This is a genomic window from Pseudoalteromonas sp. SG43-8 (genome assembly GCF_014164245.1).
In the GTDB taxonomy this organism is placed as follows: domain Bacteria; phylum Pseudomonadota; class Gammaproteobacteria; order Enterobacterales; family Alteromonadaceae; genus Pseudoalteromonas; species Pseudoalteromonas distincta.
On the sequence record NZ_JACJEX010000001.1, the window covers coordinates 188,500 to 213,781 of the forward strand.

General features: G+C 38.6%; 15 protein-coding genes and 1 tRNA gene. 14 read left to right on the forward strand and 2 right to left on the reverse strand.

Translation table 11 applies throughout. The features are described from left to right. Positions 1–35 precede the first annotated feature (35 nt). The 3 genes from H5122_RS00950 to H5122_RS00960 all read left to right on the forward strand — a co-directional run bounded on the left by H5122_RS00950 (position 36) and on the right by H5122_RS00960 (position 3,772). Positions 36–111 (forward strand) — tRNA-Glu (locus H5122_RS00950). Between the two features lie 283 nt (positions 112–394). After that, the gene (locus H5122_RS00955) at positions 395–3,262 is read left to right on the forward strand and encodes a pitrilysin family protein (protein WP_182673843.1); all 2,868 of its coding nucleotides are present in this window, start codon (positions 395–397) and stop codon (positions 3,260–3,262) included. 243 nt (positions 3,263–3,505) lie between these two features. Further along, positions 3,506–3,772 carry a DksA/TraR family C4-type zinc finger protein gene (locus H5122_RS00960; protein WP_024591534.1) on the forward strand — a complete coding sequence of 89 codons (267 nt, stop codon included), beginning with the start codon at positions 3,506–3,508 and terminating at the stop codon, positions 3,770–3,772. Between the two features lie 285 nt (positions 3,773–4,057). Here the strand turns inward: H5122_RS00960 and gloA are convergent, their stop codons facing one another. Further along, positions 4,058–4,459, reverse strand: a complete 402-nt coding sequence (gene gloA, locus H5122_RS00965) for a lactoylglutathione lyase (RefSeq protein WP_024594782.1) — start codon at positions 4,457–4,459, stop codon at positions 4,058–4,060. A gap of 625 nt (positions 4,460–5,084) precedes the next feature. On the opposite strand from gloA, the gene H5122_RS00970 reads away from it, so the two are divergent. From H5122_RS00970 to H5122_RS01020, 11 genes are all read left to right on the forward strand, one after another. After that, positions 5,085–5,963, forward strand: coding sequence for an NAD(P)-dependent oxidoreductase (locus H5122_RS00970; protein WP_002962960.1), 879 nt, complete (start codon positions 5,085–5,087; stop codon positions 5,961–5,963). Between the two features lie 147 nt (positions 5,964–6,110). Next, the gene (locus H5122_RS00975; RefSeq protein ID WP_182682100.1) at positions 6,111–8,369 is read left to right on the forward strand and encodes a polysaccharide lyase 6 family protein; all 2,259 of its coding nucleotides are present in this window, start codon (positions 6,111–6,113) and stop codon (positions 8,367–8,369) included. 5 nt (positions 8,370–8,374) lie between these two features. Next, complete coding sequence (locus tag H5122_RS00980) at positions 8,375–10,591, forward strand: heparinase II/III family protein (RefSeq protein WP_182682101.1); 2,217 nt, start codon at positions 8,375–8,377, stop codon at positions 10,589–10,591. A 5-nt stretch (positions 10,592–10,596) separates the two neighbouring features. Further along, positions 10,597–10,941, forward strand: a complete 345-nt coding sequence (locus H5122_RS00985) for a cupin domain-containing protein (protein ID WP_002962963.1) — start codon at positions 10,597–10,599, stop codon at positions 10,939–10,941. Positions 10,942–10,943: 2 nt separating this feature from the next. Then, complete coding sequence (locus tag H5122_RS00990) at positions 10,944–12,251, forward strand: MFS transporter (protein WP_002962964.1); 1,308 nt, start codon at positions 10,944–10,946, stop codon at positions 12,249–12,251. 74 nt (positions 12,252–12,325) lie between these two features. Beyond that, positions 12,326–13,258 carry a sugar kinase gene (locus H5122_RS00995; RefSeq protein ID WP_182682102.1) on the forward strand — a complete coding sequence of 311 codons (933 nt, stop codon included), beginning with the start codon at positions 12,326–12,328 and terminating at the stop codon, positions 13,256–13,258. Positions 13,259–13,686: 428 nt separating this feature from the next. Beyond that, positions 13,687–14,304 (forward strand): bifunctional 4-hydroxy-2-oxoglutarate aldolase/2-dehydro-3-deoxy-phosphogluconate aldolase, encoded by a 618-nt coding sequence (gene eda, locus H5122_RS01000; RefSeq protein WP_058154918.1) that lies wholly within the window; start codon positions 13,687–13,689, stop codon positions 14,302–14,304. A 14-nt stretch (positions 14,305–14,318) separates the two neighbouring features. After that, positions 14,319–15,401: a class II fructose-bisphosphate aldolase gene (gene fbaA / locus H5122_RS01005; RefSeq protein ID WP_002962276.1), complete on the forward strand. Its 1,083-nt coding sequence runs from the start codon at positions 14,319–14,321 to the stop codon at positions 15,399–15,401. After that, on the forward strand, positions 15,398–16,360 hold the full coding sequence (locus H5122_RS01010; RefSeq protein WP_182682103.1) for a class 1 fructose-bisphosphatase: 963 nt from the start codon (positions 15,398–15,400) through the stop codon (positions 16,358–16,360). The genes fbaA and H5122_RS01010 overlap by 4 nt, the downstream gene beginning before the upstream one ends. A 451-nt stretch (positions 16,361–16,811) precedes the next feature. Further along, a complete protein-coding gene (locus H5122_RS01015) occupies positions 16,812–19,544 on the forward strand; it encodes a poly(beta-D-mannuronate) lyase (protein ID WP_182682104.1) in 2,733 nt (910 codons plus the stop codon). A gap of 322 nt (positions 19,545–19,866) precedes the next feature. Then, entirely contained in the window at positions 19,867–22,899 is a 3,033-nt protein-coding gene (locus H5122_RS01020) for a TonB-dependent receptor (RefSeq protein WP_182682105.1), read from the forward strand. A gap of 320 nt (positions 22,900–23,219) precedes the next feature. Here H5122_RS01020 and H5122_RS01025 read toward each other — a convergent pair whose 3' ends face one another. Further along, positions 23,220–25,130, reverse strand: a complete 1,911-nt coding sequence (locus tag H5122_RS01025; protein WP_033021837.1) for an aminotransferase class V-fold PLP-dependent enzyme — start codon at positions 25,128–25,130, stop codon at positions 23,220–23,222. Positions 25,131–25,282: the final 152 nt, after the last annotated feature.

The following is a 25,282-nucleotide window of genomic DNA, read 5'->3' on the forward strand; positions in this document are numbered from 1 at the left end:
CTAAAAATTCAGTTGTCCTAGTGACACATTTATGTGTCCCCATCGTCTAGAGGCCTAGGACACCGCCCTTTCACGGCGGTAACAGGGGTTCGAATCCCCTTGGGGACGCCACTTACTTATTTTAAGTATTGTGTAAAGCAGTGTGACACCGCACTCTCTATGCACGACGTTATCAAGAGTACCAATCTCTTAGATATGTCATTTACTACTTAGATAGGAAAGTGCAGTGTTATTAGAATAAAACCACAAATTAATACCCTCATTTTATACTTCATTTTTATATCAATCTATTTACACTTTGTTACAAAACCAAACCCATAATCGCTCCATATTCCTTGTTGTACTTTTAATTAGTCTTTAAACTCATTGAGTTAATTTAAATATGGACTAAAAAATGAAACTCACAAAAATTGCACTTGCTGTTTTACTTGCATCAGGGTTGGCTGCATGTAATAGCTCAACTCAAGCTGTTGATAAAAATATTGTTACAGAAACATCAATTCCTGGCGTTACACTTATTGAATCAGTGAAATCTAATGCAGGTGAAATCAACATACCGTATAAAAAATATAAACTAGATAACGGTTTAACTGTAATTGTGCATGAGGATCATTCAGATCCCTTAGTACACGTTGATGTAACATACCACGTTGGTTCTGCTCGCGAAGAGTTGGGTAAGTCAGGCTTTGCTCACTTTTTTGAGCATATGATGTTTCAAGGTTCAGAAAATGTTGCTGATGAGGAACATTTTAAAATAATATCTGAAGCAGGCGGTACTTTAAATGGTACAACTAACTCAGATAGAACAAACTATTTTGAAACAGTACCAGTAAATCAATTAGAAAAAATGTTGTGGCTAGAAGCTGATCGAATGGGCTTTTTACTCGATGCTGTAACCCAAGAAAAATTTGAAGTACAACGCGAAACAGTAAAAAACGAGCGCGGCCAACGTGTTGATAATCGCCCTTATGGTCGTTTAGGTGAACGTGTTGCTCAAGCGATGTATCCAGACGGCCATCCATATTCATGGCCTGTAATTGGTTTTATGGACGATTTAAATCGCGTAAATGTAAATGATTTAAAAGCATTCTTTTTAAAATGGTACGGACCAAATAATGCAACGCTTACCATTGGTGGTGACATCAGCGCTAATGAAATACTGCCATTAGTTACTAAATACTTTGCACCAATCCCAAAAGGTCCTGAAATACCTAAAGTTGAAAAAACAGCGGTAACACTAAATGCCGATAGATATATTTCAATGGAAGATAAGGTTCACTTACCTTTATTAAGTATGAGTTTCCCAACGACTTACGCTCGCTCTGAAGATGAAGCACCTCTTGATATACTTGCTGAAATATTAGGTGGAGGTAATAATTCACTACTATACAAAAACCTAGTTAAAACTCAACTTGCTGTTCAAGCAAGTGCAAATCATCCATGCCAAGAGTTAGCGTGTTCAATTAGTCTTTATGCTTTACCAAATCCTACAGCAGGGAAAACGTTAGCTGATATGGAAAAAATCATTCGTGATTCATTTGTTGAATTTGAAGAGCGTGGCGTTACACAAGATGATTTAGATAAAGTAAAAGCTAAAATAGAGTCGGGTGCAATTTTTGGTCTGCAAAGCGTATCAGGAAAAGTCTCTCAACTAGCCGCATCTGAAACGTTTACAGGTAACCCAAACTCAGCTAAAGATGAGATTTCACGTTATAACAAAGTTACAAAAGCTGATGTTATGCGTGTTTTTAATCAATATATCAAAGGTAAATCTGCCGTTATTATGAGTGTTGTGCCAGAAGGTCAAACTCAACTTATAGCTGCCCCAGACAACTTTACGCCTAAAGCGCATGATTTTGGAGGTCCATCTACAACTTCAGCTGATGATTTAGTGGCACGAAGAGCTGTTGATACATTTGATCGAAGTGTTCACCCTGTAGCCGGCGCAAATCCTGCTGTTGATGTTCCTTCTCTTTGGCAAACTAAGACCGAAAACGGTATTAAAATATTAGGTACGCAAAGTACAGAAACGCCAACCACCGCTATTTTCATTAAAGTTCCGGGTGGCTTGTATAATGAGCAAGCTAGTAAAGTGGGTTTATCGTCAATGACTGCATCGTTAATGAGCGAGTCAACGCAAAACTACACTACAGAGCAAATGAGTAACGCGCTTGAAAAACTGGGTAGCCAGGTAAGTATCTACTCAGATAAAACACATACAAATGTGTATGTTTCTAGCTTAACCAAAAATGTAGATGCAACGCTAAAGCTTGTTGAAGAGAAATTATTTAAACCAGCATTTAATGCCGATGACTTTGAGCGTAATAAAAAGCAAATCATTCAAAATATTCAACATTCAATGAAGGATGCAGGGTATTTAGCATCTAATACATACAGCAAATTACTATATGGCGACAATATAGCTGCACTTCCAAGTACTGGAACGCTTAATAGTATTGAGGCTATTACATTAGATGACGTTAAAGCTTTTTATAACGCAAACTTTAAACCACAGGGCGCGCAAGTCATTATTGTTTCTGATTTAAAAGAGTCAAAAATTGAGCCAAAGGTTAAAGCTACACTTGCAAACTGGCAAGGTAAATCGAGCCCAGTAGCGGTTGATTTCAGTGAACCTAAAGTAGAAACTAATGTCATTTATCTTGTAGATAAACCAGGTGCCCCTCAATCAGAAATTCGTATTGGTAAACGCGATATGGTTGAAGACATTACTGGTGAGTTTTTTAAAGCCAACTTAATGAACTTTGCATTTGGTGGCACGTTTAACAGCCGTATCAATCTAAATTTACGAGAAGATAAAGGCTACACTTACGGTGCTCGCTCTCGTTTTTGGGGTGATAAAACATCAGGCGGCTTTACAGCTTCTGCAGCGGTGAGAGCCGACTCTACTGCAGCATCTATTACAGAGTTTACTAATGAGCTTAATAACTATGCTCAAAACGGTGTCACTGATGAAGAGCTTATGTTTATGCGTAAAGCTATCAATCAAAAAGATGCGCTTAAATACGAAACGCCTAATGCAAAACTTGGCTTTTTAGCACAAATATTAGAGTTCGATTTAAAACCTAGCTTTGTAAAAGAAAGAAATGAGATTGTTAGCAATATTAGCAAAGAAGAAGTTAACGCCTTAGCTAAAAAACACTTAAACACTAAAGATATGATTTATTTAGTAGTGGGTGATGCTAAAACACTTCGCCCAGAGCTTGAAAAATTAGGTATGAAGGTTGTTGACTACAGTCTTTAACATTTAAATAATTAGAATTACAAAGCAGCTTTTTTAGCTGCTTTTTTTTGCCTGATTTTAGAGTGTTGATCTTTTCGAAAGTAGATTACAAGGAACAACTACAGCGTCTTTTTTTAGATATAAAATATAATTTTGTAGTTTAAACCTTCAAATAACACCCCATTCCTAGCTTTATTATTCAGTACTTATAAAGATTCAATTTGGTAGAATAAATTTAGACATCCAACTTTATTAGGAGGATTTATGGCAAGTGGGTGGGCACGAGACGGTGCAATTCAAGATCAAATTGATGCAAGTGTTAACGACGCCGTACAGTATGCAAGAAGCAATTTAATATCTGGTGCAAGTGCTGAGCTATGTGACGAGTGCGATGAAAAAATCCCACAAGCACGAAGGCTCGCGCTACCAGGAGTTCGCTACTGTGTTGCATGCCAAGCTGCAATAGAAGGTAATGATGCTAGCGCTAAATCGTTTAATAGGCGTGGTAGTAAAGATAGTCAGTTGCGTTAAAAAAAGGTGCTGCAAAGCACCTTTTATTTAATACCAATCGGCATAACCATTTGAACAATATATAAAATTAAACCCCTCCATAGTTATACCAACCAGCATAAATCTTTGATCGATCTAACGAATTAAATTGCACTATAACGTAGTTAAAAATTTTTTATTTAGAACAACTAGATACAAAAATTTTTGCCTAGTTCTAGCGTAATTTTCTTAACGTTAAATAGACCCCATATATAAGCAGATTGGCATTAAGCAAATTGTTATTACTTGAATTGGTTGTTAAGTAATTTAAAATTTACTCATGTCTTCTTTTTTCTGAATTAACTCAATTGCATAGCCATCTGGGTCTTTTACAAAAGCAATTTCAGTAGTACCGCCTTTTACAGGCCCTGGTTCACGGCTTACATTGCCACCAGCAGCTTTAATATCTGCACATGCTTTGTAAATATCATCAAATTCAATAGCAATATGACCATATCCATTACCTAGGTCGTAGCTATCCTCGTCCCAGTTATAAGTTAGCTCTAATACTGTGTTATCTGCTTCGTCGCCATATCCAACAAAGGCAAGAGTGTATCTGTATTCACTGTTATCAGCTCTGCGTAATTCTTTCATACCTAATATTTCAGTATAAAAAGCAATTGATTTATCCAAATCGGCTACACGAAGCATAGTATGTAATAAACGCATTTTTAGTTCCTTTAGTTATTTATTCAAAGTTAAGGGTATTTTTAACTAAGCGCTATTATTAAGCGCGTTTTAGGGGGGTTATATGTATTAGCCATATATGTAGGCATTACATATAAATCACAACCTTAATATGAGAGTGAGCTTAAAACAGTTTGAGTTCGACCTTTATAAATTACCAATTAATTAATCATTTTATTAAATTTTGGATATTTAAATAACCAGTACTCAATTATTGGTCAACCTATTAGTATAAAAAAAGTTACTGATTGTTCAACAAAAGTTAACCTTTGCTTAATTGTGCCATTGCTATGTAACCATCTGTTTTTATAGGTTATTAAATTTATTGTTGTGTAATTTGTAAAAATGTGGCGTTTGTTTGGTTAACTTATTGGTTGACAAAAAAGTCGTATGGTAATACAGTTTTTGCATACCAATTGGTAAGTTGCTTGGTTTGAGTGAATACAATGTATTGGTAATTAATCAGAGTTACGTTTTGCACAGGTTAATTTATAAATAACTCAGGCTTAAAGTTACTCTACAAATTGAAACAAAAGACACAGCGTATTTATAGAGTAAATTTTACTTGTTCTTATAAAAGTATGCGCCACATATTTAGGAGTTATTCATGTCAAAACCAGTCATCGGTTTCATCGGCTTAGGCTTAATGGGCGGCAACATGGCCGAAAATTTACAAAACAAAGGCTATGAGCTAATTGTTATGGACCTTAGCAAAGATGCGGTTGCAGCATGTGTTGCTAGAGGCGCAAAAACAGCAAGCACTGCAAAAGAGCTAGCTGAAGGTTCAGATATTGTTATGTTTTGTCTTACAACGTCTGCCGTTGTAGAAAAAATTGTTTACGCAGAAGACGGTATCCTAGCGGGTATTAAAGAAGGTGCAGTATTAGTTGATTTTGGTACTTCTATCCCATCATCTACTAAAAAAATTGGTGCTGATTTAGCAGCTAAAGGCGCAGGCATGATCGACGCGCCACTAGGTCGTACACCAGCACATGCTAAAGACGGTCTTTTAAACATTATGGCTGCAGGCGATATTGATACATTCAATAAAGTTAAACCAGTACTGGAAGATCAAGGTGAAAACGTTTTCCATCTTGGCGAGCTAGGTGCAGGTCATACAACTAAGCTTATCAACAACTTCATGGGCATGACGACAGTATGTGCTATGTCACAAGCATTTGCAGTGGCAGAGCTTGCTGGTGTTGACCGTCAACAACTTTTTGACATTATGTCGACTGGCCCATCTAACTCACCGTTTATGCAATTTTGTAAAAACTATGCAGTTGATAATGTTAGCGACCTTGGTTTCTCGATTGCTAATGCAAACAAAGATTTAGGCTACTTCCTACAAATGGTAGAAGACCTAGGTACTGAATCAAAAATCGCTGAAGGTTCATCAGCTAACCTACAAGCAGCGTTTGACGCTGGTATGGGTCAAGGTAACGTTCCTGAAATTTTTGATTACTTCAAAAAGTTAGAAAAGTAATACTTCTCGACCTTATTGAGCGCTTTGAGCTTTAACTTAAAGCGCTTTAACACACATGACACCAATTGACTAAAGTCTTTGTGCAATGTCAGCTTTTTTTAATTCTGATGAAGCACTACTTTCAGTCACAACGAAAAAGAGTTAACTATGCGTTTGATTAATACAATAAAGCTTAGTCTAGTTCTCATCGGTTGCATATCCACACAAGTAGCGGCCAAAGATTATTTTATAGAAAATAAACAAGCTTTTAATGATATCGCAGCTAATCTAGTTGCTGGCGACAAAGTAGTACTTAAAAATGGTACTTGGTCTGACTTCGAAATTTTACTTGAAGGCCAAGGTACAAAAAACTCTCCTATTATATTAACCGCTGAAACTAACGGAAAAGTAATTCTATCAGGTCAATCTAACCTAAGACTTGCAGGTAAATACCTTGAAGCTTCTGGTTTAGTATTTAAAGACGGCTACACACCGAGCTCAGCTGTAATAGAATTTCGTAAAAATAAAAATGAATTAGCCTACAATTCACGAGTTACTCAAACAGTAATCGATAATTACAGTAATCCAGACAAACGAGAGTCTGATTATTGGGTTGCCTTATATGGACAACATAACCGCTTTGATCATAGTCATTTAGTTGGCAAACGAAATAAAGGTGTGACAGTTGCTGTTCGTTTAAACACTAAAGCAAGCCAGGAAAACTATCATCGTATAGATAACAACTATTTTGGCTACCGTCCTACTTTTGGTTCTAACGGTGGTGAAACCCTGCGTATTGGCACAAGCCATTACTCACTAACTGATTCGCATACATTGGTTGAAAATAATTACTTTGAACGTACCAATGGTGAAGTCGAAATTGTTTCGGTTAAATCAGGTAAAAACATCCTTCGTAATAACGTATTTTATGAAGCGCGCGGTACATTAACGCTGCGCCATGGTAATGGCAATCTTATAGAAGAAAATATCTTCATTGGTAATGGTGTTGATCACACAGGTGGTATCCGCGTTATCAATAAAGATCAAATTGTAAGAAATAACTACCTACAAGGCCTAACAGGCTATCGTTTTGGCAGTGGTTTTACTGTGATGAACGGCGTACCAAATTCATCTATTAATCGTTATCACCAAGTAGAAAATGCGACGATTGAAAACAACACATTTATAAATGTGCGTCATATTCAACTTGCTGCAGGTAGCGATGCTGAGCGTAGCGCAGCCCCAAAAAATAGCGTAATGAAAAACAACTTAATCATAAACCAAAATGGTGAACAGCCATTTACAACATTCGACGATGTAAGTGGGTTAGTATTAAGTAACAACATTGCAGATACAAAAGTGCTTTCTGAGCTAACGTACGGTGTAAAAAAAGATAAAATCACGCTTGAAAAAGCAAGTAATGGTCTACTTTACCCAACATCTAAAAGTTTAAATGTAGGTGCAAAGCGCGATTTAAAAGTACTTAAAAAAGAAGATACCGGTGTTAGTTGGTATGCAAAAGTACCTGCTTTAGTTGATTTTGATTCTGGTAAGACACATTCTGTTAAAGCTGATGTAAGTGCATTACTAGATGCTATTGATAATGCAGAGTCGGGCGATGTTCTAGAACTAGCGCCTGGCCAGTATGATGTGTCTAAACTGGTTAAAATTGATAAAACGTTGACAATTAAAGCAAAGCAGAGCGCAAAGGCTAAACTTACTTTTCAACGCTCTACCTTGTTTGAAATACATGATGGCGGCAGCTTAAAACTAGTTGGTTTATCAATTTCAGGTGAAAACGCGCCAGATGCAATAGGTAACAGCATTGTTCGTACGCAAAAATGGGGTATGGTTGATAATTACCGCTTTGTAATGATCAACTCAGAGTTAAATGCTTTAGATATTAATCATTCATTCCATTTCTTTATCACTGGTAAAGGTGCAATGGCTGACGAAATTATTGTTACAGGTAATACCTTTAATACAGTAACAGGTGACATTTTACGTCTAAATACTGAAATTGAAGACTTAGGTGTTTATAACGCGGAATACGTTATTGTCAATAATAATACATTTAATGATGTAGAAGGCGGTGTACTTAAGCTTTACCGTGGTGGCACTGATGAAAGCACATTTGGTCCTCATTTTGAAATGACAAATAACACGCTTAATAACGTTGGCCTTGGTAAGCGTAACAAAGAGCAAGCGAGCATTTATGTTCACGGTGTTCAGGTTACTAATATTAAAGATAATAAATTTGTTAAATCTGCTCCTATTGTTGTAGAGCACACAGTAGGCGAGCCTAAAACTGAAATCTCAGGCAATACATTTGATGCAACTAAAGCACCAAATGTTAAAGAGTTAAGAGTTAAAGGCCCACACACGGCAGTATTAAAAAATAACAACATTTTAAATAAGGCAGGGTAAATACTATGTACTTATTAAAATGCCAAACACGTTTTAAAATAGCTGCTGTAGCTGCAATTACATTACTTACATCACTGGGGGCGCATGCAGCGCACCCAAACTTAGTGATTACTACTGATGATGTTAAGCAAATGCGCCAAGCAATTAGTAGCAACGGTAGCACAAAGTTTGCTACTGCGTTTGAATCGCTAAAAGCGCAAGTAGATGAACAAATTGCACAGCCTATCACTGTACCCGTTCCAAAAGATGGCGGTGGTGGTTATACACATGAGCGCCATAAGAAGAATTACCAACTTATGTACAACGCGGGCATTATTTATCAATTAAGCCAAGATGATAAATACGCAAACTATGTACGTGATATGTTGCTTGAGTACGCAAAATTATACCCAACGCTTGGTCTGCATCCAAAACGTAAAATGGACTCGCAAAACCCAGGGAAATTCTTTTGGCAAAGCCTAAATGAAGCAATGTGGCTTGTGTACACAATACAAGCTTATGATCTAATTTATGACTCGTTAAATGCCGATAATATTAAAACAATCGAGAATGACTTACTCCGTCCTGTTTCGTTGTTCACATCTGTAGGCCAACCGTCTACATTTAATAAAGTACATAACCATGGAACATGGGCAACAGCGGGTGTTGGCATGGCAGGGTATGTATTAGGTGAACCTGAGTGGGTAGAAAAATCATTATACGATTTAGAAAAGTCGGGTAAGGGTGGCTTTATTAAGCAGCTAGAGATGCTGTTTTCACCACAAGGTTACTATAACGAAGGTCCTTACTATCAACGCTTTGCACTATTACCATTTGTAACGTTTGCTAAAGCGATTGAAAACAACGAACCACAACGAAAAATCTTTGAATATCGCGATGGCATATTATTAAAAGCGATTGATACGACGATTCAACTTAGCTACAACGGTTTGTTCTTCCCAATTAACGATGCAATAAAAAGTAAAGGCATCGATACCATTGAGTTAGTAAATGGGGTAACGGCAGCGTATGGCTTAACCAACGATGCAGGTTATTTAGATATTGCTAAGCAACAAGACCAAATAATTCTCTCTGGTGATGGGCTAAAAGTAGCTCAAGCACTTGATAACAACATGGCAAAACCTTATTCGTTTAAATCCGTTGCCTTCGGTGATGGTAATGACGGTAAACAAGGTGCTCTAGTTGTAATGAGAACGCAGGTAGGTGGCGATCAAGCGCTACTGTTTAAACCTGCTGCACAAGGTTTGGGCCATGGTCATTTTGATAAATTAACATGGCAGTTTTACGACCACGGAAATGAAATTGTATCTGATTATGGCGCAGCACGTTTTTTAAATGTAGAAGCTAAATACGGCGGTCGTTATTTACCTGAAAACGAAACTTACGCTAAACACACTGTTGCGCACAATACGGTAGTGGTTGACGAAACAACGCATTTTAATGCAAATGTTGAAGTAGGAAATAGTAATTACCCTGCACTTAACTTTTTCGAAACGAATGAATACGGCACGGTTTCAAGCGGCGAAATAAGCACAGCTTATAAAGGCGTTGATCTTGAGCGTACGCTTGCACTTATTAACTTACCTGAACTACAAAGCACAGTTGCACTTGATATATTTGATGTTGTTGCAAATAAAGCACATCAGCTTGATTTGCCTTTGCATTATAAAGGTCAGCTTATAGATACCAGCTTTGAGCTAAAAGCGAATGCAACGCAGCTGTCTGCGCTAGGTACTAAAAATGGCTACCAACATTTATGGCTTAAAGCTCAAGCGCAACCTCAAAGTGGTTTAGCTAAAGTAACGTGGCTAAACGAAAATGGTCGTTTTTATACGCAAACGAGCTTGGTTAAAGGTGATGAGTCTTTCTTGTTTACTCAAATAGGCGCAAATGACCCTCACTTTAATTTACGCAACGAAAATGGTTTTATTCGTCGTGTTGAGGGTCAAAAGCAACATAAGTTTATATCTGTATTAGAGCCACATGGTGAGTACAACCCAAGTAAAGAATATACCCTAGAAGCTGTTAGTCGAGTTACAAAGCTTGAATATAGTCAGCAGGGCAATTTAACACTTGTTGAACTTGATATTAAAAGCAACTCATATTTAGTGGCAATTAATAAAGCACAAACATCAGCTAAAAACACATTCAATTATCAAAATAAAGAGTTCACTTTAAATGGCCGATTAGGCGTTTATATGATGAACAATAATCAGGAGTAAATAGGATGCAAAAGCAAAGCGCAAACTTTTCATTTGGTAACGAGACCGAAATAGAAGACTTAGGAAATGGTCTAAAACGTCAAATGCTAGGTTATAACGAAGAGCTAATGGCTGTTAAAATTTGGTTTGAGAAAGGGGCTATTGGTTATAACCATGCTCACAGACATTCTCAAGTAACGTATGTTGTTGAAGGTGAGTTTCACTTTAACATTGATGGCGTAACTAAAATCTTAAAACCGGGTGATAGCTGCTTAATCCCACCATTTGCTGATCATGGAGCTACCTGCCCAACAGGCGGAATCCTGATTGATACTTTTAGCCCAGCGCGTGAAGACTTTCTTGAGGATTAATTATGCAACTTAAAGGCTTACGTTGGTGGGTTATAGCGCTAATAGCGCTAGCTACCATTATTAACTATATCGACCGCCAAGCACTTAGTGTGCTTTGGCCGGACATTGTTGAAGATTTATTTCCTGATGAATCAGCGCTAGAACGCAAACAAATATACGCTAATATTTCTATTGTGTTTGTATTTGCTTATGCATTTGGTCAGGCAATCTTTGGTAAAATATTTGACTGGGTGGGCACACGCTTCGGTTTTGTACTATCAATAGGTGTTTGGTCTATTGCAACCGTTGCGCATGCATTTGCACAAGGTGTACTTAGTCTTAGTATTTTTCGCGCAATCTTAGGTGTAGCAGAAGCCGGTAACTGGCCTGGTGCAGCTAAAGGTAATGCAGAATGGTTCCCTACTAAAGAACGTGCTTTAGCACAGGGTATTTTTAACTCTGGCGCCGCAATTGGCGGCATTATTGCTATTCCTTTAATTGCTTATTTAACTATCTACTTTAGCTGGCAAATGGTGTTTGTTTTTGTTGGTGCATTAGGTTTCCTTTGGTTAGTTCCATGGTTAATTTTAGTTAAAGCACCGCCTAGCTCACATCCTTGGCTGACTGCCGAAGAACGTGAATATATCTTAACGGGTCAAAGACGTGTTGATGACAACGGTGATGTAACTGGTGAAGACGAAGAGGAATATAACCCTACAACTGCTGAGTTACTTTCTCGTAAGCAAAGCTGGGGTGTAATCATTGCCTCTGCCGCAATTGACCCAATTTGGTGGTTATTTGTTTTTTGGATCCCTATTTACCTAAATGAAGTATACGGTATGGATGTTAAATCTATTGGTATATACGGTTGGGTACCTTATGTTGGCGCTATGTTTGGTGCTTGGTTTGGTGGTTTATTGGCTCAAAATCGACTCAAAGCAGGTTGGAATACAGATAAAACACGTAAGCTTACTATTACGCTGGGTTGTTTAATTATGTTACCAGCGCTACTTGCAATGGCAAATCCAGGCGGACCAACAACAGCGGTACTAATTATGGCTGTTATCTTATTTGGTTTTCAAACTGCAATTGGTAACGTGCAAACACTACCAAGTGATTTGTTAGGTAAAAAAGCAGTGGGTACATTATCAGGTTTTTCTGGTATGGCGGCAAAGCTTGGTGCTGTAGGTCTTACATCGCTAGTACCTTTTCTTACTGCTGATGGTAACTACACACCAGCATTTGTAATTGGTGCTTCTTTAGCCATCATTGCAATGGCAGCTGTTTGGATTTTAATTCCAAAAATAGAACCTCTTAAAAAGCCTCAATAATCTAGATAATAACTGCTATGCCAACATATTTTGTATATGTGCATAGCAGTTAACTACATAGGGTAACTTCCAAGATGAAAAATATTTACTTTATCGGTGAATGCATGGTCGAGCTTAGAGCTATGAGCGCGGCAACACTGCACCAATCATTTGCAGGCGATGTTTATAATTCTGCAGTGTATTTAAAACGTTGCTTCCCGCAGGTTACTACTTCGGTTGTTACGGCTTTAGGTCAAGATAATTTAAGTAAAAAAATGCTAGAACGCTTTGAGAGTGAACAAATAAATACGCAACTTGTATTTGCTCACGACACCAAAGTACCTGGTATGTACTACATAGAAACTGATGAGCATGGTGAGCGTAGCTTTATTTATTGGCGCAATGATTCTGCAGCTAAAAAGGTTGTTGATTTTTTAGATGCTGATGCACTCGAGCAGCTTAGCCAAGGTGATATGTTTTTCTTTTCAGGAATTTCATTAGCAATAATTGAAGAAAGTGCACGTGAAGACTTTTGGAAAGTTGTAAAGCAGCTTAAAGATGTTGGGGTTAAAATCGTTTTTGATCCTAACTATAGAGCACGTTTGTGGAATAGTGTAGAGGAAACAAAAGAGCAATATCATTTAGCCTTTACGTTTGCAGATATTACCCTACCAGGCGTTGAAGATTTAACAACACTTTATGGCGTTCATAGCGTAGAAGCAGTTGTTGAATATTTAAAGCCTTACCAAATTGAAGAAATTGTTGTTAAAAATGGCCCTGAATCGGTAGTGACAAAAGAGGGCGATACGCTTCAAAGCCACACCATAATACCGGTAACAAATGTTGTAGATACGACATCCGCAGGCGATGCCTTTAACGGTGTTTACTTAGGTGCACGTTTATCTGATAAATCAATTTCAAGTGCTGTACAACTTGCTGCAAAAGCGGCAGGGACTGTTATACAGCAACCAGGTGCTATTGCTCCAAAAGATATATTTCAGCTAGCAATGGCTGAAGCTGGCATGTGATACCAATTTTATTAAAAACATGATCACCTTAGCGTATTAAATAACTCACTAACTACGTTAAAAATTATTTATATAGAACAACTATGTATCATAATTTTAGCCTTGTTATTGAGCTATTTTCTTGTCGCTATAATAACTCATTAATTTAATGCAATTGGTATAACAAAATAATTAACCTGAACTCTGGTTAAGAGATTTACTAACATATTGAATCATGGTGATATTTAAAATTATTTTCTCTAGCTAGAGATTTTCAGTGAAAACAAGGCGAATTTACGCGTCAATAGCGGGCCTATTGCAAGTAAATTCAACGCAGTTAGCGCTGAAAATAGCTGCTTGAGATAGATTTATTATCTAGAGTTCAGGTTAATCAAACATTAAAGGCCGCCATACCTCGGCCGCATTACTTTTTATAAAGGAACAACGTTATGACTCGCTTTTCTGAACTTATGGCAGGACAAACACTGCTACCTATAATTCAAGCAGATACTCCAGAGCAAGGTGTTCAAATAGCGAAAGCTATGGCCAATGCTGGGCTTACTTTAGTTGAAGTAGTGCTAAGAACAGAGGCATCAATAGAGGCATTAAAAGCTATTAAAGCACAGGTGCCTGAGCTAAAAGTAGGTGCGGGAACAGTCATCAATACTGATATTTTGGAGCAAGCACTTGAAGCGGGTTCTGATTTTATTGTAACCCCAGCGGTGTCTCCTACGTTACTTGAAGCACTTGCTAAATGTAATGTGCCGGTACTTCCTGGTGTATCAAACACCGGTGATATTTTAATGGCGCTTGAATATGGCTTTGAAGAGCAAAAATTATTCCCAGCATCGCTTGCTGGTGGCGCTCCTTTTGTGTCAGCTGTGTCGTCAGTATTTAGAGCAGTCAGCTTTTGTCCTACAGGTGGCGTTAGCGAAAGTAACAAAATGGACTATCTTTCTTTAAATAATGTATTCGCCGTTGGCGGTACTTGGATAGCGAAAAAAGAATGGGTTGAACAAGAAAATTGGCAAGCAATTACTGATTCTTGTATCCAGGCTTTAAAATAGAAAGGATTTCATAAATGAATTATTTAGCCCCAACAATACTACCAGGCGTAATCGTTGGCGACGAAGTAAGTGCTGTGTACGAGCATGCACGTACACATCAATATGCGTTGCCAGCGGTAAATGTTGTTAGTACAACATCTATAAATGCGACGCTAGAAGCTGCTAAAAAGAAAAACTCGCCCGTTATTATTCAGCTTTCTAATGGTGGAGCACAATTTTTTTGTGGTAAAAGCTTATCTTTACCAGAGCAACAATCAGCTGTGCTTGGGGCGGTAAGTGCTGCAAGATATGTACATTCAGTGGCAGCACATTATGAAGTAGCAGTGATGCTTCACACTGATCACGCAGCTAAAAAGCTACTACCTTGGATTGATGGTTTGCTTGATGAAGGTGAAAGACACTTTGAACTGACTGGCAAACCATTGTTTAGCTCACATATGATTGATCTGTCAGAAGAGCCTTTAGAAGAAAATATCGAAATTTGTGAACGTTACTTAACGCGTATGGCAAAAATAGGTATGACGCTTGAAATTGAGCTTGGTTGCACGGGTGGCGAAGAAGACGGTGTTGATAACTCACACTTAGATAGTTCTGCTTTATATACTCAACCTGAAGATGTTGCATTTGCTTACGAACGCTTAAGTCGTATTAGCCCTAACTTTATAATTGCAGCCTCTTTTGGCAATGTTCATGGTGTATATAAACCGGGTAACGTTGTTCTTACGCCAACTATTTTAAAAGATTCACAAGCTTACGTATCAGAAAAATTTAATCTACCAAGCAACTCAATTAACTTTGTATTTCATGGTGGTAGTGGTTCTGAGTACAGTAAAATTGCAGAGTCTTTAACGTATGGTGTAGTGAAGATGAATATTGATACCGATACGCAGTGGGCGTGTTGGACAGGTATTTTAGATTACTACAAAGACAAGCAAGCATACCTACAGGGGCAAATTGGTAACCCTGACGGGGATGATAAGCCAAACAAGAAATACTATGACCCTCGTGTATGGTTGCGTCATTCAGAGCAAAGTATGGTTGCAAGGCTAGAGCAATGCTTTGACGATCTAAATTGTGTAAACAGGTATAGCGCATGAAAAGATTAAATACAGTATTGAAAGAAGACGGTGTAGATACCGATCTTATTTTACTTATTCGCACAATTTTAGCGACCAGTAAAGAAATTGCTTTTCGAGTAAGCCAAGGTGAATTAGCCGGTGTTTTAGGCTCAACTTTGAATGAAAACGTTCAAGGTGAAGTTCAAAAAAAGCTTGATGTAATCGCAAACCAACTACTTAAAGACATCCTACTTGATGATAGCAGTGTACGATCTGTTGCATCAGAGGAAGAAGATCATGCGGTAGGTGGCCACCCTGAAGGTAAGTTTATTGTTGCTTTTGACCCGTTAGATGGCTCTTCGAATATTGATGTTAATGGGCAAATAGGCACTATATTTACTATTTACTTAGCCCGTGACGATGTTGCCTTCGACAGCGACGAGCAATTTAGTCAGCCCGGTGTAAATCAAGTATGTGCAGGCTATGTGTTATATGGCCCTTCATCATTACTTGTAATGAGTACTGGCGGTCCTACGCGTTGTTATACGTTAGACTCAACACATGGCGGTTACTTACTGACAAATAAGCAGTTAAGTGTGCCAGAACAAAGTCGTGAATTTGCCGTTAATATGGCTAACTACCGTTACTGGGACGAACCAACACAAGTGTATTTTGATAAATTGCTATACACCTGTGAAAGCTTTGAAAAAAGCTCAATGCGTTGGAATGCAGCGATGGTAGGCGACGTTCATCGTATTTTATGCCGAGGCGGGTTATTTTTGTATCCACAAGATAAACGCAGTGGTAACGATAACGGAAAAATAAGACTGCTTTATGAAGCAAACCCGTTAGCACTTTTAGTTGAAAACGCAGGTGGTAAAGCAACCTCTAGAGGAGCGCGAATTTTAGATATTGCGCCAACTAGCTTGCACCAGCGTGTGCCTGTTGCTTTGGGTTCAAATGAGCCTGTAGAGTTTTATAATAACGCCATGTTATAAAACAGCACTCAAAAAAAGGGGTAAGAAAATTGCCCCTTGTTTTACCCTTAATTTTAATTCTCTTTGTAAATCATCCTCTTTATACAAACTCACTTCTTTTCTTATTGTCTTCAAATAAGAATACTTCACATATATTTAATAATATTACTTACTAAACCCTATATAAAACTAAGTTTTTACTATAACGCTATGTATCTTCAACGTTATTTTTCACAATTGAATTCAATTCTTAACCAAAAATAAAAGCCCAAGGTTAACTTGGTGTTTGTTTATTGTTATTTAATTAGGTGGGGATAGTGGAAAAACTTATTTTATTGTGGTTATATTACCAAGTTGGTTAACAATTTATTTGCAATTTAAATAAATTTGGTAATAAACACATGATTTATTTGGTAACACACACAATAGATGGCCAAATATTAAAACTATAAATTTGGAGAATAGAGCCACCATGAAATTCAAACATTTTGCGCTATGCGCTATTGCAGCTGCAATCGTTGGTTGTGACACAAACTCAAACAACAATGACAACAACTTGGGCTCTATTGCTCTTAGTGGAACTGTTACAAGCGGACAAACATTAACAGCTGAAGTTAGTGACCCTGATGGTATCTCAGGTGACGTGACTTACTACTGGTATGCAGATGGTGAGGCAATTGCTGGTGCAAATAGCGCTTCATTTACATTGACTGACGATCAGATAGGGTTACCAATTACAGTTCAAGGGCTTTATACCGATGATGGCGGTATTAATGAATCGCATATTACAGAACCAACCGCAGATGTTGCCGCAATCGCATTTCCTGCAAGTTTAACTATTACAGGTGACGCACTAGTTGGTTCGCAACTAACTGCTAATGTAGCTGACGACAATGGCTTTGATGGTGATACAGTAACTTATAAATGGTTTGCAGATGACGTAGAAATTGCTGATGAAGCACTTTCAACGCTCACGTTAACAGACGCACAGTTTGGTACAGTTATTACAGTTAGTGCATCTTTTGAAGATAGCCGTGGGTTTAACGAGTCTGTAACTTCAGCCGGTACAGAGGTTGTCGCACGAACAAACTCAGAAGGTGAAGTTACAATTAGCGGCACGCCAACTGTTGGAAATACTTTAACAGCAGAAATTAATGATACCGATGGGGCGACAGGAGATATTACTTATCAATGGCTTGCTGACGCACAAGAGATAGATGGCGCAATAGAGAGCACCTTTACAGTTGATGCATCACTTTTAGGTCAAAAGATAAGTGTTCAGGTTGCTTATACAGATGATAATGGGTTTATCGAGGATAATACATCAGAGGAAACAATTGCTGTTTCTGCTGTTGCGGTTGATGAAGCCGGTAGCGTAGCCATTATGGGTATAGTGCCTTATTTAACAAATGGCGAGTTAACCGCTGAGATAACTGATAACAACGGCGTTGAAGAGGCTAACGTTACTTATACTTGGTCTGCTGATGGTGTTGAAATAGCAGGGAGCAATAGTAAAACATTTACGCCTTCTGATTACGCTGGCTCAATAATGTCAGTAAAAGCCACGTATACAGATAATGATGGCTTTGCGAGTGAGGTTACAAACTCACTTGATACACTGGTTTACACTCAATTAGTTAGTAACCCTGAAGCACTCCTTGGTGCTATAAGTGGCGGTTTAGCTGACGGTGATGTTATTGGTTTAAACACCGGTGTTTATGCTGATATGGACGCAATTTTATTAACCAGTGCAGTAACGCTTCGCGCTGTAGAAGGTCAAACTCCTGTACTTAGTGGTGAAGTATGTGTGCATGTAGCTGCTGGAGTAGATGGCGCTGGGTTAACAGGGCTTACCTTTAAGAATATAGATACTAAAGCGGGTGCATTTTGTGAAACCGAAGAAGGTGCTGTTATTTACTCAGAAGGGGATAACTTTACTTTTTCGCAAAACACGATGGATGGAGAAGAAGCGACACTCAATAATTCTGAATACCATTGGCTGATGATAAAAGGTCAAAGTGCGTTGGTTGAACGAAATACATTCTCTAATCGAAATGTAGCAGAAAAAGGGTCTGTGATAAAAATATCATCATCAAGCTCTGATCACGTTATTCAATATAATTTATTTAGTGACAGTGATAATCCAAACTTAGATCAATCAAGTCTATACTTAATCAATGCAGGTAGTACAACGGGTAGTGGTGCAGCTGATAACGCAAACTTTACTATTCAGTATAACCGCGTAGAAAACTTTGTAACGGGTCGTCGTTTAATGCGTGTACAAACTTCTGGCGCAACCATCAAAGGCAATACAATCGTAAATCCTAATGGTGGTATTTCATTAGAAGATGGTGGGTTTAATAGTGTTACAGACAACATTATTATTCGTACTACAGATATTGCAAGCTCAAGCGATAGACCTGCTGGGGTATTGATCACACCACTTGGTCACACCGTGAGTAACAACTACATTGCAGGTATTCGTTCTGGTAATAAAGAAGCGGGCGGTATTGTATTTACAGCTAACCCATTTTCACAAGCTGATGGCGGTGTGCCAAACTCAGGTAACCAAGCTGTACTTGATAGCGCTGGCGACTTTACACTAAATGTAACAAACAATACGGTTTTGAACTCACAGCAACCTATTGTATTTAGTACGGAAATAGGCCCTAAAGCACCAACAAGTGATTGTGATGAGTTAACCGCAGCGAATGCACCGGTACTATACGGGCTGACCAAAAATGCGTTTGTTATAAACTTTAATGGAAATTTAATTGCAAACGGTTTAGGCGATCAAACAGACGCAGATACAATAAACAGCAGTGCCACAACTCAAGGCCTATTTTACCCAAATACACTTGAAAGTGACCATGCTTTTGAATATGACTGTGACTTAATTAATCATGATAGTTCGGTGCTAAGTAATAACTTTGGTTATATGGATAGTCGAGTATCAGGCGATGCAAGCGGTGACTGGGTTGAAATTAGAAAACTAAATGGTAATGGCGCATTCGATACTGATGGTGCAATTGACCAAGACCCAGCAACTAACGGTAAAGAAGTGCTTGAGTACGTTACAGCAGCAAGTACGTTATTAGAAACTGACCCTGCAGGCCTTCAGGCAGAGGCGGGTGCTAAAGGTCTTCATTATATTCAATCATCTGAAGTAGGTGTTGGATCTACATGGAAAATACAAAACGATTAAGTAACCAATTAATCAGTTAACTTTTAAAAGCCCCAAATTTGGGGCTTTTTTATTATTTATACTTTTCACCACGCTTTTTTAGCCTCCATAACTCATTTATGGACTAGTTTAGAGCTATTTATATTCTAGTAAAAAACTGCCTGACCTACTGGTAATGCCGTTAAGTTAAAATTGGTATACCTTATGGTAATATTAAAACGTCAAATTGGTTGATCATCGTGCTGGGTTTAAGTATATTAATGTCAAAGGTCACATAAAATATACATCAGCATAACAAGCTAACACACTAAAATCACACAACAACAACCAGCGGAGAATTCAAATGTCGTTGAAGTCACGAGATAACAATAATTCTACAACAGGGCAGTTTGCAATGCGCCCAGTTGCAAAATGGGTAAGAACAGCGGTCATCGCAGGTATGGCAAGTTCTTGCGTATTTACAGCAAGCGCACAGGAAGATCAGGGAAAAGCGACAGAAGTTGAAGAAGACGTTGAAATAATTAGTGTTACAGGTACACGTAGAACGATACAAGATCAAATAGCAATTAAACGTGAAGCAACAACAGTAGTTGATGGCCTGTCATCTGAAGATATTGGTGATTTACCAGCACTGTCTATCGGTGAAGCACTAGAATCAATTACAGGTGCTGCATCTCACCGTGAAAACGGTGGTGCTACAGAAATCACTATCCGTGGTCTTGGTCCATTTTTAAGTGCAACACACATTAATGGTCGTGAAGCGACAAATGGTAGTGGTGACCGCTCAGTTAACTTTTCGCAGTTTCCTTCTGAACTTGTAAAAAAAGTAGCGATATATAAAACGCAAGATGCGTCAATGATTGAAGGTGGTGTTGCAGGTGTTATTGCACTTGAAACTATAACTCCACTTGATTTTGGCAAACAACGTGTATCAGCTGAGGTTAAATTAAATTACAACCCTGATGAAGGTAATGTAGATAACTCGCTGCAAAGTGACGCGGGTTACCGTGGCACGTTTAGTTATGTTGATCAGTTTGAATTTGATAACGGCCAAGCCGTTGGTGTGTCTTTTGGTGTGCAGCGCCAAGAAATTAGTCAACCAGAAGCTGAATACAGAAGCTCTAGCCCATCAGGTTCTTCATTATGGGCGTGTTTAAACGATCCGACTAATACCAATGAAGGTTTTTACCGTAGCAGCGCAGGCGACTGTGAAGACCAAGTTAATGGCAGTAGCAACCAAGGTTACGATACAGAAATCGATCCAGAAACAGGTAAAGCAGTAAGTGATGGGACTCCTTATGCTTGGACTGGCAGTAGCCGAAGCTTTCGTCAAAACGAGACATCTGATGAACGTGATGCAGTATTTTTTGCACTGCAATACCAACCGTCAGCTGATTGGGATATTAACTTTGATGCACAAATTTCAGATAGAACACAACAAGAAGCACGCCACGATTTAATCTTTTTACAAAAACGTGCTACACCAGGTGTAACCGGTCCAACACTTGTCACTAACGATGTAGGCGGTATTTTACATTGGGAAGGTGAAGAGCGTATTGAATCAGCGGGTGAGCAATTTTCTCGTGAAGAAAACTACCAAGGTTACGGCATAAATATAGAACATACAGTTACCGATAGATTAACTGTTGACTTAGATTTAGCGTATTCAAAAACTGAACGTGAAGAACTTCAAATATCTAATCGTGGTAGAACATCAGGTCGCAATTTCTTTTCTTGGGATATGGGCGATGAAATTCCTCATTTCACATTGACAGATTTTGACGTAACAGATATTTCAAACTTTACAGATAGCCTAAGAACACGACTTGACCGTGAAAATGTTCGTGAAAACGAAGTTATCTCAGCGCGACTAGATTTTGACTATGCGCTAGATGGCAACGTTATTACAAGTATTCAAGGTGGTATTAGAACATCTGAAATGACCTTCCTACAGTATGGTGGTAGCCAAGGTAACGGTTCAAGAAACGAATTTACACTAGACTCTGGTACTGAAGCGCTTGACGTATTACAAGGTTGTCAAATCGATTTTCCTGAATCAGGCTTTTTATCGAGTGTATCTGATGGCGATATCGTAACAAATATTGATAGCGACGGTAACGTTGTAGCTAGCGGTACAGGTTCATCATGGGCTACATACGATAACGTATGTTTCTCACAAGCTGTAGCTGGTTCTAACGCTGATGGTGTGTTTGCTTACCCAGAAGTTGAATATGAAAATGCAGGTACAATTGATGTAACAGAGAAAACAACATCAGTGTACTTAATGGCTAACTACGATACTGAAATGTTTGGCAAATTCATTCGCGGTAACTTTGGTCTTCGTATTGTAGACACAGAAGTAACTTCGATTGGCTTTAGAAATAGCTTTGACGTAGTAACAAGTGACACAGGTATACTGTCTCTAGTTGAGTCTGATAACGGTTCAATGGATAAAATAAAAAGTGGTGGCGATTACACTAAGTATTTACCAAGCTTTAACCTAGTTATTGATTACAGTGAAGATATTTTATTCCGTGCAGGTATATACCGTGGTATGTCACGCGCAGATCCATCTGATTTAGGCTATAGCCGTACATTCCAAGAAGATACAGAAGGTACAGCAACATCAATCAGCGATTTATTAGTGGGTGTAAATGGTTCTGGTAATCCAGACACTCAACCACTTATGTCTTGGAACTACGACGCTGCGTTTGAATGGTACCCTAACGAAGATTCAATCTTAGCGTTAAGCCTATACTACAAACAGTTCAATGGCGGTTTTCAACAACAAACCGTAATTGAAGAATTTACTGTTGGTGGTGAAACAGTTTCACTACCAATCACCAACTCTGTTACGTCAGACGAGGACAGTGAAATACTAGGCCTAGAAGCTTCATTTTCTTACCGCTGGGATAATGGCATCGGTATGAAATTTGGTTACAACTATGCAGACACTGACTTTGAGTTCCAAGATAGCTTATACGGCGATACGTTTGTTACTGATGTAGACGGTAATACTACACAATTAACTGACGGTATTGTTGAGTCGGCTTCAGTACCTGGCTTCTCAAAGCATGTATTTAGCAGCCAGCTGTACTACCAAATTGGTGGGTTTGATACTGCCGTTATTTACAAATATCGTAGTGAGTATTTCCAACCATATACTACAAATGGTACTCGACTTCGTTATGTTGATTCTGTAGGCGTATGGGAAATGCGCGCATCATACAAAATTGATGAGCACTTTAGAGTTAAAGCAGAAGCAATTAACTTGTTCAGCGCACCTAAATCACAAGATTTCTTTGTTGAAGGTAACCTAGGTGAAGTGAATGACTACGGCCCACGCTTATTCTTAGGCTTAAGCTACAAGCTGTAATAATAGTTAAAATATTATAAACATTAAAAAGGCGGTTTTACCGCCTTTTTTCATGTTTATAATTCAAGTTAGATTAGTTATGTAGACTGGTATGTGCCAGTGTAGGACGGATAAGCGAAGCGGCATCCGACACAGTAAAATACCTTGCCAATTATCATCAACATTTTATGTTGTCGAGTGGCTGAACTCACAGCCCAAAGGAAACAAAAAATCTAGCCCGTTTGATCTTCAAACTCACACAAACCTTCAATGTTACAGCGGCAATATCTTACGATACTACCGCCAGTAATAATGCTCGAGATAGTATTAAACCAATACCTTTATTTTTTAACTTTTCCCTTAAGAACATAAATTTCACCATCGAAACTGCCTTGAATCGTTAGCCCTTGGCTTGCCAACTCTTGCAAATATTCAACATGATCATCAGTAATATGCTGGCCTGGGACTAAAAGCGGAATGCCCGGTGGATATGGAGTAACTAAACCTGCACAAATGCGGTTGTTGCTTTTACTGATAGGCACAGATTCGCGGTCGCCATAAAAAGCATCGCTTGGAATACACGCCAAATCTATAGCTGGTAAATTTTCAGGTAAGCGAGCTCTACGTGTCGATTTCGACAGCTTTACTTTACCGCTGTCTAGCTTTTTCAATGCATTGTACAAACGAATTATTTTTGAGCGCGTGCCGCCAAGCGTCAGTAAAACCAAAATGGTGCTGTGTGTGTATTTTTCTATCTCTAGCCCAATTTCATCCAGTAGATATTTATGAATATCTTTTAATGAGTAAGGTAGCTCACTAATATCAATAAGGATTTTTAATGGGTCGTGGCCCATGTTATCACCACTAAAATGTGGGAATATTTCCATAAAGTCTTGCTTAGCTAATACTTTAATTTGCTTAAGCGAGGCCATCTGTTGTTTAAACTCTTCAACATGATTTAGCAGCGCATTGAGCAGCTTATAGCCTTCCATCTCTAATTGCTTCTGGCACACGTCAAGCGATGCAATAAGCTGGTATTTTGGCGATGTGCTGGCGTAGATGCTATAAATCTCTCGAAAGAAATCGGCATCAAAATCGGGGTCGTTAATATGAATATAGGACGCTTGAGAAAACGCCGATACTACTTTATGCGCCGAATGCGTAATGTAGTCAGCCCCAGCATGTATCGCAGAATAATGACGAAAGCTAGGATGAAACAAAGAGTATGCAAACCAGGCTTCATCTATAAACACCTTAATACCATATTGATGAGCATAATCTACCACTTGTTTCAGGTCGCTAAGTAAGCCATCGTAAGTACAACCGGTAAGCACTAGTAATTTAGCATCAGTATTGTTTTCAATTGCTAACTTGATGTCGGCCAACGACGGTGGCGCGAAAATACCATATTTTGGATTTAAGATACTCGCCAAATAAATGGGGTAACTAGCTGATTGCAAGATGCCATAGTGTACTGATTTATGGCAATTACGGTCGACAATTACTTTATCTCCCTTACGCAGGAGCGTCTGCAAGATGATTTTATTTGAGGTGGATGAACCATTTGTAACAAAGTAGGTGTGTTTAACTTCAAACGTCGCCGCTGCTGATTCTTGGGCGCGACCAATAGTATTAGTGCTGTCTGATAATGAACCTAGCGAGTCTACCGAAACCGACAGGTCGCCAACAAATACATTGCGGCCGTAAAACTGATAAAAATCTTTGATGTAAGGTGAGTTTCTAAAGCTAGAACCCCCACTATGACCCGGTGTATGCCAAGAGTCGTTTGCTTCACCAACGTAACGACGATATGCCGTCCAAAATGGTGTTTCAGAGCGGTCGTCAAAATCGTTAATCATATAACCTAAAATAGCTTCTGGGTCAGAAATCACTTCATCTTTAAAAAAGAATGATTCGATTTCTTCTGATTCGTTTACGATCTCCAGCCCTTTTGTGTCGTCGCCAATAACATAAACCGGCAACTCAAGGCGAATTGCCTTTAAATCCTCGATAAAGCGGCTATACATCCGCTCACCCACTTTATTGTGCATATCCCAGCTTAGAACCACGGCTTGAATATCACCATCTTCCTCTACACATTCCAGCGCGTGTTTAAGCTCGAGGCATTCAATAATATCGATATGAATATCGTCTCGCTCAAAGTTAGGAATGGTCTTTGATAGGTTCGTTGAAAGCCCTTGTAAAGTGGCTGGGTCTTGCTCAATTATCAAGATACGAAGTAGAGGTAGCATAGAGGGTTTCGCAATATAATTTTATAATGCTCACTAGCATAACCAAAGGAGTGTAACTTGTGAAATTAATACTTTGATAATGTTCTAATAATTTCTCTATTTCATTGACACGGCTGTTGAAATTTTAGGATTAAAATTAGTTCAATCTAGAT

Coding starts and splice junctions, on each gene's coding strand:
- H5122_RS00975 (WP_182682100.1), top strand. CDS start 6,111: ATGCGTTTGATTAATACAATAAAGCTTAGTCTAGTTCTCATCGGTTGC.
- H5122_RS01010 (WP_182682103.1), top strand. CDS start 15,398: ATGAAAAGATTAAATACAGTATTGAAAGAAGACGGTGTAGATACCGAT.
- H5122_RS00980 (WP_182682101.1), top strand. CDS start 8,375: ATGTACTTATTAAAATGCCAAACACGTTTTAAAATAGCTGCTGTAGCT.
- eda (WP_058154918.1), top strand. CDS start 13,687: ATGACTCGCTTTTCTGAACTTATGGCAGGACAAACACTGCTACCTATA.
- H5122_RS00990 (WP_002962964.1), top strand. CDS start 10,944: ATGCAACTTAAAGGCTTACGTTGGTGGGTTATAGCGCTAATAGCGCTA.
- H5122_RS01020 (WP_182682105.1), top strand. CDS start 19,867: ATGTCGTTGAAGTCACGAGATAACAATAATTCTACAACAGGGCAGTTT.
- fbaA (WP_002962276.1), top strand. CDS start 14,319: ATGAATTATTTAGCCCCAACAATACTACCAGGCGTAATCGTTGGCGAC.
- H5122_RS01015 (WP_182682104.1), top strand. CDS start 16,812: ATGAAATTCAAACATTTTGCGCTATGCGCTATTGCAGCTGCAATCGTT.
- H5122_RS01025 (WP_033021837.1), bottom strand. CDS start 25,130: ATGCTACCTCTACTTCGTATCTTGATAATTGAGCAAGACCCAGCCACT.
- H5122_RS00985 (WP_002962963.1), top strand. CDS start 10,597: ATGCAAAAGCAAAGCGCAAACTTTTCATTTGGTAACGAGACCGAAATA.
- gloA (WP_024594782.1), bottom strand. CDS start 4,459: ATGCGTTTATTACATACTATGCTTCGTGTAGCCGATTTGGATAAATCA.
- H5122_RS00955 (WP_182673843.1), top strand. CDS start 395: ATGAAACTCACAAAAATTGCACTTGCTGTTTTACTTGCATCAGGGTTG.
- H5122_RS00995 (WP_182682102.1), top strand. CDS start 12,326: ATGAAAAATATTTACTTTATCGGTGAATGCATGGTCGAGCTTAGAGCT.
- H5122_RS00960 (WP_024591534.1), top strand. CDS start 3,506: ATGGCAAGTGGGTGGGCACGAGACGGTGCAATTCAAGATCAAATTGAT.
- H5122_RS00970 (WP_002962960.1), top strand. CDS start 5,085: ATGTCAAAACCAGTCATCGGTTTCATCGGCTTAGGCTTAATGGGCGGC.